The organism is Glycomyces sp. TRM65418, assembly GCF_019710475.1.
In the GTDB taxonomy this organism is placed as follows: Bacteria; Actinomycetota; Actinomycetes; order Mycobacteriales; family Micromonosporaceae; genus Glycomyces.
In genome coordinates this window covers 589,765-601,446 of record NZ_JAJFAX010000002.1, presented here as the reverse complement: position 1 = coordinate 601,446, position 11,682 = coordinate 589,765, and the positions used below count along the sequence as shown (strand labels likewise).

The following is an 11,682-nucleotide window of genomic DNA, read 5'->3' as shown; positions in this document are numbered from 1 at the left end:
GGGCGCGAGCGCCATTCGGCCCTGAGCGGCGCCGGCGGGACGGCGCGCGAACCCGAGCCTAATTCACGGGTGCAACGCCCACCAGCCTGCCATTGTCACAAGAAGGTCTCAGAGCAGGGTAGCCCAATGTGTCGTGAAAACGGGGGCTTGGACCTGCTTGCGGAGGCCGATGCCGCCCTTGGCGAGCCGTCGGCGGACCCGGTGCGCTGAGCGCGGTTCCGGCGGCGCGTGCGCGCCGCCGGCTCCCTTCCCGTCCCCTCCCCTTCGCTAGGCGGCCTCGCCGAGTTCGAGCACGCCCGAGCGGCGGGACCGGGCGACGCCCGCGAGCGCCAGGATCTCCTGGGCCACGTGGGCCTCGGCGAGTTCGCCGGGGGTGTAGACCGGGGCGTCGATGCCGGTGACGGCTTCGCGGATCGCCAGTTGGGATTGCGTGAGCTTCCCGGAGGCGGCGATCACCGGCAGGCCGAGACCGCGGAGGTGCTGGGCGCCGTAGCGGGCGCCTGCGGCGTCGGCCGCGGCCAGGACCACGCCGTCGACCAGCTCGCGCACCAGCGGGTGCTCCAGGAGCGCGGAGGTCTCGGTTTGGAGGATGCCGTCGGCGATCTCCATGACCACGGCGTCCACGTCGTGCGCGGCGGCGTGGTGGTAGAGGATCTGGGCGAGTTCGGCCAGTTCGGGGACCGGGACGCCCGCGGTCGTCGGGTAGCCGCCGTCGGTGAAGTCGGCGGCGACGACCGCGCCGGAGTCACGGAACATCCACGGGTCGCCCCCGGCGCCGGTGCCGGTGATCTTGATGCCGGCGACGCGGCGGCCCGCGCGGGTGAGGCCGCGGATGACCGAGGCCGCGGTGGTCGACTTCCCTGCGTTCATGGAGGTGCCGACGACGCAGACCACGGGCGGGTGGTCGCCGAGGCCGAACGGCGCGAGCACGGAGAAGCGCCGCAGGTCGACGGGGACGCCCTCGCGGTCGGCGAGGACGCCGATCGGCTCCAGGCGGGTCGGCGGGCGCATGTCGGCGTGGCGCGAGAGGACCTCGCCCGCGACGCCGCCCGCCGCCACCAGGTCCACGGAGGTGCCGAGGACCTCGGGCACGCGGGATTCGTACTGGTCGGGGGCGTAGCGCTCGCCGAAGGCGAGGAGGACTTCGTCCCCGGGGTAGATCGCGGCCTTGCGGCCGCTGGCGAGCTCGAGCCAGTTGTGGTGCCCGATGGCGTCGACCCGCGCGACCAGGATGTGGCCGGGCCGGGGCGCGCATTCGTCGACCAGGGTGAGGCCGGGAAGCGTCAGGTCGACGTTGCGGACCGCATAGGCGACTTTGAGCCGCGAAGCGAGCTCGGCGGAGAACTCACGAATGCGCATGCACACTCCAAAAAGGACAGTCAGGGTCAGCGGGAGCACCCGCTTGAATGGAAGTACACCAGTGGTTCAGAACGTGACCATGATGGTTGAGCGCGGCGATCGCCGCGCTGTCGATGGACGAATATTACGGCCTGTATTGGTCCTTGTAAAGGGTCGGTCAGGTAAAAGTGCGGCGGCGCCGGAGTGAAACTCCGGCGCCGCCCGAAAATCGATGTCTACCTGCGGGAACTCACAGCTCGCGGGCCCGCCCGGCGACGTCGCCGATGACGATGACGGACGGGTGGTGCGCTTCGGTGACGCCCAGGTCGGCGAGCGCGCATTCGCGGACGGTCTGGTTCTTCGTGGTGGCGTTCTCGACGATCCGCACCGCCGTCTCGGGGCTGCGGCCGCCCGCGATGAGCGCCTCGGCGATCGCACCGCGGTTCTTGACGGCCATGAGCAGCACGATCGTCCCGTTCCCGGCGCCGAGCGCGGCCCAGTCGACCTTGCTCTGCGGCCCGGGCGGGACGTGTCCGGTGGCGACGGTGAAGTCGTGGACGACGCCGCGTTCGGTCACGGGGATGCCCGCGGCGGCCGGTCCGGCGATCGACGAGGACAGTCCGGGCACGACCTCGACGGGCACGCCGGCCGCGACGCACGCGTCGAGCTCCTCGGCCCCGCGGCCGAAGACGAAGCCGTCGCCGCCCTTGAGGCGGACGACGAACTTGCCTTCGAGGGCGCGTTCGACCATGACCGCGTTGATCTGCTCCTGGGTGGTGTGCCGCCCGTACGGGAGCTTCGCGGCGTCGACGATCTCGACGTCGTCGCCGAGCATGTCGAGCAGCTCCTGCGGGGCGAGGCGGTCGGAGACGACCACTTCGGCCTGGCGGAGCAGTTCGAGGCCGCGGAGGGTGATGAGGTCGGCGTCGCCGGGGCCGGCGCCCACGAGGGCCACGCCCGCGGGGCGGGCCGTGCGGCTGCGCGGGGCGTCGAGGTCGCCGGTGCGCATGGCGGCCGCGACCGAGTCGCGGACGGCGGCGGCGCGGCGGGGGTCGCCGGAGGCGGAGACGGCGACGCTGACGCCGTCGAACTCGGCCTGGGCGAGCGTCCAGGCGTCGGAGGCCTCGGCGTCGTCGGCGCGGACGCACCAGGTGCGGCGGGCCTCGGCCTCGGCCGCGACGGCCGCGTTGACCGCGGGGTCGTCGGTGGCGGCGAGGACGAACCAGGCCTCGTCGCCGTCGCCGGAGCGCCACTCGCGCCGCTCCCACCGCAGCTCGCCGGCGGCGGCGTAGTCGGTGAGCGTCGTGGTGACCTCGGGCGCGACCAGCAGGACGCGCGCGCCGGCGGCCAGCAGGCGGGGCACCCGTCGTCCGGCGATCGAGCCGCCGCCCACGACGAGCACCGTTTTCCCGCGCAAGCGCAGACCGATCTCGTAGACCGACACGTGTGCCTCCTCCAGCACTCCCGATTAGGACTCCCCAAGCGTAGGCGGGAATCGTCGCGTGCGGCTAACCGGCGCGTTGCGAGCCTGTTACGCGATATCCGCGATGTGGAACGGACGGGAGTGATGTGAGCGCGCTTTATGTTCGGGCCCTTCATGAAAGCCTTCCCGATACTCGTGAGTTTTTTCACCTTGCGGTCTCCTGCATGGCCTAGGCTGGATATATGCACGATCGACCCCGCGAGGACCGTGTGCCCGGACTGTCCGCACACGAGAGCGACCAACCCGGCCCGCCCGCCGAAGGGGTGTACGCCCTCCTGCGCACCAGCCTGCTCGCCGGTCTCGCGATCGCGGCGCTGCTGTTCCCGCTCGCCGCGATGGCCGGGCTGAGCGCCAAGGCCGGGTTCGACACGATCGACACGCTCTCGGTCGAGGTCGCCGAGACCGACCCGCCCCTGACCTCCTACGTCTACGCCGCCGACGGCGAGACCCTCGTCAGCCTCTTCTACGACGAGTTCCGCCGCCACGTCGCCCTCGACGAGGTCGCGCCGGTCATGCAGCAGGCCATGGTCGCGGCCGAGGACGCGCGGTTCTACGACCACAACGGCGTCGACTACCGGGGCATCGTGCGCGCCTTCGTCGCCAACAACAACTCCGGCGGCGTCGAGCAGGGCGCCTCCACGATCACCATGCAGTACGTGCGCGGCGCGCTCCAGCTCAACGCCGATTCCATCGACGACGTCATCGCCGCCACCGAGCAGACCGCCGAGCGCAAGATCCGCGAGGCGCGCCTGGCGATGGCCGTCGAGGAGCAGCTCACCAAGGACGAGATCCTGGAGCGCTACCTCAACCAGGCGTACTTCGGGCACAACGCCTACGGGATCTTCGCCGCGGCCCAGGTCTACTTCTCCAAGCACCCGTCCGACCTCAACCTCCAGGAGTCGGCCATGCTGGCCGGGCTCGTCCAGGCGCCGTCCGCCTACGACCCGATCACCTCCGACCAGACCCAGGCGCTGGCCCGCCGCAACTGGGTGCTCGACCGGATGGTCGACATCGACTACCTCTCCCACGGCGACGCCTCGGAGGTGCGCGGCCTGCCGATCGAGCTGAACGTCTCCGACCCGCCGAACGCGTGCATCGGCGTCGAGGGCACCCCGACCGAGTTCGGGTTCTTCTGCGACTACTTCCGCCGCTGGTGGCGCCAGCAGGACGCCTTCGGGGCGACCCCGGCCGACCGCGAGCGCGAGCTGCGCCAGGGCGGGTACACGATCATCACCACGCTGGACCCGAAGATCCAGGAGATCGCGAACGAGCACGTGGTCGAGGCCAAGAGCAAGAACTCGAAGCTCGCGCACGGCGCGGTCGTCATGGAACCGGGCACGGGCCGGATCAAGGCGCTGGGCCTGAACCGGACCTTCTCCTACGACCAGAGCGAGAACGGGCCGCACTCCAACCCGAGCTTCGACCGCAAGGGCAACTACCCGAACACGGTGAACCCGGTGCTCGGCGGGGGCGAGACCGGCGGCTACCAGGCCGGTTCGACGTTCAAGGTCTTCACGCTGCTCGCGGCGCTCGACGCGGGCTATCCGCTGAACTACGACATCCACTCTCCCAACCGGGTCGCCACGAGCTTCGTGTCGTCGACGACCGCGTGCGGCGGACGCTGGTGCCCGAAGAACGGCTCGCCCGAGATGGCGGGCAACCGGGACATGTGGTCCGGGTTCGGGATGTCGGTGAACACGTACTTCGCGCAGCTCATCGACCGGGTGGGCGCGGACAAGGCCGTCGAGATGGCCGAGCGGATGGGTCTCAAGTGGCGCAGTGAGGGCGACGCGTACTACGCCTCGGAGGAGCGGCGCGCCGGCTGGGGGCCGTTCACGCTCGGCGTGTCCGACGTGCAGCCGATCGAGATGACGAACGTGTTCAACACGCTCGCGGCCGAAGGGAAGTACTGCGAGCCGATGCCGGCGATGCGCGTCATCGACCCCGAGGGCCAGGAGCTGGACGTGGCCGCGCCGCGCTGCCACCAGGAGCTGGACGAGGACGTGGCGCGGGCGGCGACGGACGCGGGCCGGTGCGTCACCGAGTCCGAGCGGAAGGGCGTCGACTGCGGGCCGTGGGGCACCTCGCGGGTCGTGGGCGAACTCGTGGACCGGCCGGTGGCCGGGAAGTCGGGCACGACCGACGACAACCGGGCCTCGTGGTTCCTGGGCTACACGCCGCAGCTGACGGTGGGCGGATTCATGGCCGATCCGGACTACATCTTCAACTCGGTGGGCGAGTCGAACACCGGCGTCTCGAAGGACACCGTCGGGAAGATCCTGCGGGACGCGCTCAAGGGCGAACCGAAGTTGGACTTCACTCCCCCGTCGAAGGAGATCCAGACCGAGGGGAAGGGCGGTTAGCCGCCTCGTCCGCGGTCTTCGACGTCGCGGCCTCCGGCTTCCCGCCGGGGGCCGCTTCGGCGTCCCCGGGTTCGGCGCCGTCGGTCGCCGCGTCGAGGTCGCGGCGTTCGCGGCGCGCGAGCACGACCCAGCCGACCGGGACCATGGCGGCGAACAGCGCCCACTGGACCGCGTACGAGTAGTTCTGCCAGTCCTTGAACGAGGGCGTCTCCAGGGCGGTGAGGCCTTCGGCGGGCTCGACGTCGGCGATCCACGCCGAGCGCAGCTCGTGGTCGAGGTGCGGGCCGAGCAGGTCGTCGCTCAAGCGCCGCGCCTCCAGGTGGCCGTCCACCTCGGTGACGCCGCCGCCGGACTCCTCGTACTCGTAGACGCGGCCGGTGACGCCGACCTCGCCCGAGGGCGCGGCCGGGTAGTCGGGGACGTGCCCGGTGCTCTCGGAGGCGATGAAGCCGCGATCGACCAGGATCGCCGTCCCGTCCGCCAGGACCAGGGGCGTGACGATCTCGAAGCCGTTGACCCCGTTGTTGGTCTGGGCCCGCAGCACGATCTCGTGCTCGGTGTCGTAGACGCCGACGGCCTCCACGAGGGTCCAGCGGTCCTCGTCCCGCAGGGCCTCGCCCGCGGGCAGGGTCGCGTCGAGCGGGACGGGGTCGCGGTTCTCGGCGATGACGTCGTTCGCGGCGGCGCGCTCGACCGCGCGGCCCCACTGCCACTGGGACAGCAGCGCGCAGACGACCATCACCACCACGCCCGCGAGGGTCAGCCCGAGCCAGCGCGGAGTGAGGACGAACCGGTAACGCTGCATCACGTCGACGAGTCTAGACCCGGCATAGGATTGCGCCCCATGAGCGATGTAGTGAATGCGGTGCGCGCCGCCATGCCTGCCGTGCGCGCCGATCTGGAGGCCCTCGTCACGATCCCGGCGATCGCCTTCGACGGACTCGACCACGAGCCGGTCCGTCAGGGCGCGAACGCCGTCCAGCGCCTCTTCGAGGAGGCCGGAGCCGCCGAGACGCGGCAGCTCAGCCACGGCGGCGGGCAGCCGAGCGTGTACGCGCACTTCCCCGCGCCCGAGGGGCAGCCGACGGTGCTGCTGTACGCCCACCAGGACGTGCAGCCGGTCGGGGACCTCGCCAAGTGGGAGCAGCCCGACCCGTTCACCGTGGTCGAGAAGGACGGGCGGCTGTACGGCCGCGGCGTCGCCGACGACAAGGCCGGGGTGATGGCGCACGTCGCCGCGCTGCGCGCGTACGGCGGGAAGCCGCCGGTCGGGGTGAAGCTCCTCATCGAAGGCGAGGAGGAGTTCGGCTCCCCGACGCTCGAAGGGCTGCTGCGCGAGCACCGGGACCTGCTGGCCGCCGACGTGGTGGTCATCGCCGACTCGCAGAACTGGCGGACCGAGGTCCCGGCGCTGACGACGACGCTGCGCGGGGTCGTCAACGTGTACGTGGAGGTCGCGGTCCTCGAAGGCGCGGTGCACTCGGGGATGTTCGGCGGGCCGGTCCCGGACTCGCTGACCGCGCTCGCGCGCCTGGTCGCGACCCTGCACGACGAGCACGGCGACGTGGCCGTCGCGGGCCTGGTGTCGGGTCCCAGCGGCGACCTCGACTACGACGAGGCGGCGCTGCGCGAGGAGGCGGGGATGCTGCCGGGCACCGAGTTCATCGGCACCGGGCGGCTCACCGAGCGGCTGTGGTCGAAGCCGACCGCCACGCTGCTCGGGATCGACGCGCCGGGCGCGGTGGAGTCGGCGAACGCGCTGCAGCCGCGGACGCGCGCGAAGCTCTCGTTCCGGCTCGCGGCCGGCGACTCGGCCGAGAACGCCCTGAAGGCGGTGCGGGCCCACTTGGAGGCGAACGCGCCGTGGGGCGCGCAGGTGACCGTGACGCCCGAGGGCGGCCTGGGGGACCCGTGCGCGATCGACGCGACCGGCCCCGCGTTCGACGCGGCGCGGGCCGCGTTCACGGAGGCCTGGGACGGCACCGAGCCGGTCGAGATCGGCGTCGGCGGCTCGATCCCGATGATCGCGACGTTCCAGGAGTTGTTCCCCCAGGCCGCGATCCTGGTGACGGGCGTCGAGGACCAGTACTCGAACCCGCACGGCCCCAACGAGTCCCTTGACATCGCGATGTTCGAGCGGGTGTGCGTGGCCGAAGCGCTCCTGCTGGAGAAGCTGCGGCGCTAGGGAAACGGCGCGGGCCCGGTCGCATGACCGGGCCCGTCGTCGCGTCCGGGCGTCAGAGCCCTTCGCGGAACTTGCGGAGGAGCTTGGCGAGCGGGTCGCCGGAGGTCTCGAAGAGGTCCTTGTAGGACTTCGCGGCGGCCCTGGCCTCGGCGGTGATCGAGGCGTCCTTGTCGTCCTCGCGCTTCGGGTAGGCGCCGGCGAGGTACTCGCGGTACTCGCCGTCGTCGATCCAGGTCTTGAGCGCGGCGGCGCGCGCGACCGCGAAGTCGTGGCTGCGCTGTTCGAGCAGCAGCAGCTTGAGGAAGCTGTCGCGCAGGTCGCCGCCGGTCTCGAACTCCTTGGCCTGCTCCAGGAACGCGGCGGTGTCCACATCGCTCAGATCGCCGCCGCCGGCCATCTTGGCCATGACGCGCACGGCCGCGGCCGGGTCCTGGACGGCGAGCGCGCCGGCGCGGTCGGCCGAGAGCTCGGACTTGCGGCTCCACTCGTAGAGCGCGGCGGTGATGACCCGCAGGCCGACCACGCCCACGGGGATCCACGCGACCGAAGTGGTCAGTCGCAGGAGCACCATGAGCAGGGTCCGGTACAGGCCGTGCCCGGAGAGGGCGTGGCCGAGCTCGTGGGCGAGCAGGAACTTCAGCTCGGCCTCGTCGAGCACGTCGAGCGAGCCGGAGTTGACGACGATCACCGGCTTGTCGATGCCGATGCACATGCCGCCGAGGTCGGGGTTGCGGGTGATGTAGAGCTCCGGCAGGTCGGTGGCGTCGAGGACCGCGGCGACCTGGAGGTAGGCGTCGTGGACGCGCGCGTACTGGTGGCGGTCGACGCGGATCGCGGAGCCCATGAGACTCAGCCGCAGGGCCCGTTCGGAGACCATGCCGGACATCTTGCGCAGGAGGATGTCGAACCCGCGCAGTTCGCGCAGCGCCACCAGGGCGCCGCGGTCGGCGGGGTGCTCCCAGGCGCGGGTCGATATGCCGCGCAGGATGACCGGCCCGCGAGCCGGTTCCCGGATCTCGATCGGACCGCCTTCGGCCGGTGACTGGTCGTCGCTCATGCCCGCTCCTCAGGGTTGGCTCTGGTGCAAGTGTGGCACGCCGACGCCACTCGTGACGTCCCGACGAAGCCGCCGCGACCTGACCGGCCGCCGCGCCGCGTCGACGTCGAGGCGTGCCGGTTTTCACTCCCGGTGACCGTAAGGGCCGCAAGCGGTCAGGAGGCATAGCGGGCATTGCCGCCCACTTAGGGCGAGGTAACGAATCGGCGTCAACCCCCGGCGCGCCGCTTGACACTCCCGCGCGCAGGGACTACTCATTGATGTGGGTCAGCAATTCCGGGGCGTCGTGGAGAATCGTTTGGGGTGTTCTCACGGCGCCCCGTATCCGTGCCCGCTTCGGCTCCCCGTTCCGCGATCCGGCCCGGAGCCGGGTATCCTAGCGCTGGCGCGGCGCCGTGTGCGTCCCCGCCGTGCCTCCGTAGCTCAGCTGGATAGAGCACCGGACTTCTAATCCGACGGTCGCAGGTTCGAATCCTGCCGGGGGCGCCGACACCCGAGGCCGCCCGCTTTTCGCAGGCGAATCCTCCGCACACGGCCGCGTCCCAGGGTAGGCAACCGAGTCGAGCCCCGGGACCCGGAGTGAACGGTCAGGTGCCGCCGTTGCCGCCGTCCTCCTGGAACTTGACGCCGACGATGCCGCTCATGGCGCTGAGCTCGGAGGTCAGCTCCTTCACCGAACCGCGCCCGGCCAGCACGAGGTCCGTGGTGTGCCGCCCGTTGCCGTCGCCGTCCTCGGTGTCGATCTCCACCACGGTGAAGCCGCGGTCGGTGCATTTCGACAGGACCGCGGTGAGCGCCTCTGAGGAGGTGTACTTCAGGTGGAGGCGGCCGGTGTGCTTGGCGTGCCGGGCGATGATGTCCTCGAGCGGGGCGAGTCCGGCCACGACGCCGAGCTGCGCGACGGCGACCGCGACGGCCGCCCAGTACAGGCCCGCGCCGCAGGCGATGGCCATGGCCGTGGTCGACCAGATCGACGCGGCCGTGGTCATGCCGAAGACGAGGTTGCGGTGGAAGAAGATGACGCCCGCGCCGAGGAAGCCGACGCCCGCCACGACCTGCGCGGCGATACGGGCGGGGTCCACGCCGGGGGTGTTCGGGTCGGACTCGGCGAAGCCGAAGCGTCCGGCGAGCACGAAGAGGCACGCGCCGATGGCGATGAGGCCGTGCGTGCGCATGCCGGCGGGTTTGCCCTGCCATTCGCGCTCGGCGCCGACGGCGAGTCCGAGCAGCAGTGCCAGCCCCAAGGGGCCCAGGTATGTCCAAGGTTCGACCATAGTGCCGGAGCGAATACCCCGAGAGGCCCTCGCGGAATCCTCGATCAGGCGAACAGGTCGCTCTCCCAACCGTGTTCGCCGTCTCCTGGGCCGCGCTCGCCTTTGACGAGGCGGTAGTGCTCCGCGGCGACCGCCTCGTCGCCGAGCTTGTCGCCGAGGACGTCGAGCCAGTCGCCCGGGGCGATCTGGGTCGCGTAGGCGGCCATCGCCTCGCGCTTCCGCGCGGTGGCCTCGGCGTCGCCGACGATGCAGGCGTCCACGTCGGCGTCCGGGACGCCGAAGGGCAGGTCCTCGACCGACGCGACGTTCGCGAAGGGGTTGTCGGTGGCGTCGGCGAAGGCCTCGAACTGGGCCTCGATGAGGCCGCGGGGCATGGTGGTCCAGTAGACCTTGCGGATCTCGTGGGCCGCGCCGAGGTCGGACCGCCACGCCGGGTCGGCCGCGAGATCGACCGCGCGCATGGCGACGCGGTGGGCCTGGATGTGGTCGGGGTGGCCGTAGAAGCCGTCGGGGTCGTAGGTGACGAGGACCTCCGGCGCGCGGTCGCGGATGACGTGGACGAGGTCGGCGGCGGCCTCGTCGACGTCGGCGCCCCAGAACGCGCGCGGGTGCCCGTTGGAGGGCAGGCCCATCATGCCGGAGTCGCGGTAGCGGGCGACGCCGCCGAGGAAGTGCGTGTCCTCGACGCCGAGCGCGGCGGTGGCCCGGCGGTACTCCCAGTAGCGGTAGCCGCCGAGCTGGTCGGCCTCGTTCGCGGCGAGCCCGGCGAGGTGCGGGACTCGGACCTCGCCCTCCTCGCCGAGGGTGCAGGTGACGACGGTGACGCGGACGTCGGGGCGGGCGGCGTAGTGAGCGACCGTCGCACCGGTGCCGACGGTCTCGTCGTCGGGATGGGCGTGGACGAAGAGAAGACCGCGTGCGCTCATGGGTGCAAGCGTAGCGATCGCGGGGTACTCCTTGACCTCAAGCGCCTCATCGGCCCCGATGGGCCCATCGAGGCAAACTTGGCACTCTACTGTCCCACCAAGAAAAATGCTCGCAATTGTGATGCACCCCATGGTTCTTGGAAGCGCCCATGGGGCTATTCTGCGCTGACGGGCCCGGCCCGACCGTGAATCCGCGCCAGGCGGACGCACGGCTCGCAAGCTTCGCCAAGGGAGCGCTCGATGACCGCGACAGACCGAACCGACGTCTCCTCACCACCGCGCGCGGCCATCCGCGCGCGGCACCTGCGGACGGACGCCTGGAGACGCGGGCCGATCCTGACGGTCGTCGGCATCACCGTCTGGGTCGCGTACGCGACCTTCAGAGTCTTCTACCAGGGCGACTACTGGGTGGCCGACTACCACTACCTGACGCCGTTCTACTCGCCGTGCATCTCGGAGGGCTGCGTCCCCGAATCCGCCCACTTCGGACGGTTCCTGCCGGACCACCCGCTCCTCCCGTACGCGGCCCTGAGCCTGCCGTTCCTCCTCGCGTTCCGGTTCACCTGCTACTACTACCGCAAGGCCTACTACCGGTCCTTCTGGCTCTCGCCGCCCGCCTGCGCCGTCCCCGACGGGCACGCGCGCTACACCGGCGAGACGCGGTTCCCGCTCATCGGCCAGAACCTCCACCGGTACTTCTTCTACATCGCCGCCCTCATCGCGCTCGTCAACACCTACGACGCGATCCTGGCCTTCCACTCCCCCGAGGGCTTCGGGTTCGGGCTGGGGAACGTGGTCCTCGTGGCCAACGTGGTCCTGCTGTGGTGCTACACGCTCGGCTGCCACTCGTGCCGCCACGTCATGGGCGGGCGCCTCAAGCACTTCTCCAAGCACCCCTTCCGCTACCGGCTGTGGACGCTCTCCAGCGCGCTCAACGCCCGCCACATGATGTGGGCCTGGATCACCCTGGCATCACTGGCGCTCGCCGACGCCTACGTCATGGCCGTCGCGGCGGGCTGGTTCGACGACCCCCGATTCATCAACTAAGGCAGGCAG

At 71.2% G+C, this 11,682-nt stretch carries 9 protein-coding genes and 1 tRNA gene; 4 read left to right on the top strand and 6 right to left on the bottom strand.

What is annotated here, in order from left to right:
• Positions 1 to 267 precede the first annotated feature (267 nt).
• Positions 268 to 1,359, bottom strand: a complete 1,092-nt coding sequence (locus K3N28_RS07785) for a hypothetical protein (RefSeq protein WP_228091916.1) — start codon at positions 1,357 to 1,359, stop codon at positions 268 to 270.
• A gap of 229 nt (positions 1,360 to 1,588) precedes the next feature.
• Positions 1,589 to 2,782, bottom strand: coding sequence for a uroporphyrinogen-III C-methyltransferase (gene cobA / locus K3N28_RS07780; RefSeq protein WP_228091915.1), 1,194 nt, complete (start codon positions 2,780 to 2,782; stop codon positions 1,589 to 1,591).
• A gap of 221 nt (positions 2,783 to 3,003) precedes the next feature.
• Here cobA and K3N28_RS07775 point away from each other — a divergent pair, with 221 nt between their 5' ends.
• The gene (locus K3N28_RS07775; RefSeq protein ID WP_228091914.1) at positions 3,004 to 5,184 is read left to right on the top strand and encodes a transglycosylase domain-containing protein; all 2,181 of its coding nucleotides are present in this window, start codon (positions 3,004 to 3,006) and stop codon (positions 5,182 to 5,184) included.
• On the opposite strand, the gene K3N28_RS07770 is transcribed toward K3N28_RS07775, so the two are convergent.
• Positions 5,138 to 5,989: an SURF1 family protein gene (locus K3N28_RS07770; RefSeq protein ID WP_228091954.1), complete on the bottom strand. Its 852-nt coding sequence runs from the start codon at positions 5,987 to 5,989 to the stop codon at positions 5,138 to 5,140. The genes K3N28_RS07775 and K3N28_RS07770 overlap by 47 nt on opposite strands.
• A gap of 39 nt (positions 5,990 to 6,028) precedes the next feature.
• On the opposite strand from K3N28_RS07770, the gene K3N28_RS07765 reads away from it, so the two are divergent.
• Positions 6,029 to 7,369, top strand: coding sequence for a dipeptidase (locus tag K3N28_RS07765; RefSeq protein ID WP_228091913.1), 1,341 nt, complete (start codon positions 6,029 to 6,031; stop codon positions 7,367 to 7,369).
• Between the two features lie 52 nt (positions 7,370 to 7,421).
• Here the strand turns inward: K3N28_RS07765 and K3N28_RS07760 are convergent, their stop codons facing one another.
• The gene (locus K3N28_RS07760) at positions 7,422 to 8,426 is read right to left on the bottom strand and encodes a M48 family metallopeptidase (RefSeq protein ID WP_228091912.1); all 1,005 of its coding nucleotides are present in this window, start codon (positions 8,424 to 8,426) and stop codon (positions 7,422 to 7,424) included.
• A gap of 412 nt (positions 8,427 to 8,838) precedes the next feature.
• On the opposite strand from K3N28_RS07760, the gene K3N28_RS07755 reads away from it, so the two are divergent.
• Positions 8,839 to 8,912 (top strand) — tRNA-Arg (locus K3N28_RS07755).
• A 101-nt stretch (positions 8,913 to 9,013) separates the two neighbouring features.
• Here the strand turns inward: K3N28_RS07755 and K3N28_RS07750 are convergent.
• A complete protein-coding gene (locus tag K3N28_RS07750) occupies positions 9,014 to 9,700 on the bottom strand; it encodes an MgtC/SapB family protein (protein WP_228091911.1) in 687 nt (228 codons plus the stop codon).
• A 44-nt stretch (positions 9,701 to 9,744) separates the two neighbouring features.
• Complete coding sequence (mshB, locus tag K3N28_RS07745) at positions 9,745 to 10,626, bottom strand: N-acetyl-1-D-myo-inositol-2-amino-2-deoxy-alpha-D-glucopyranoside deacetylase (RefSeq protein WP_228091910.1); 882 nt, start codon at positions 10,624 to 10,626, stop codon at positions 9,745 to 9,747.
• 240 nt (positions 10,627 to 10,866) lie between these two features.
• Between mshB and K3N28_RS07740 the strand changes: the two genes are divergently transcribed.
• On the top strand, positions 10,867 to 11,673 hold the full coding sequence (locus K3N28_RS07740) for a hypothetical protein (RefSeq protein WP_228091909.1): 807 nt from the start codon (positions 10,867 to 10,869) through the stop codon (positions 11,671 to 11,673).
• The last annotated feature ends 9 nt before the right edge of the window (positions 11,674 to 11,682 follow it).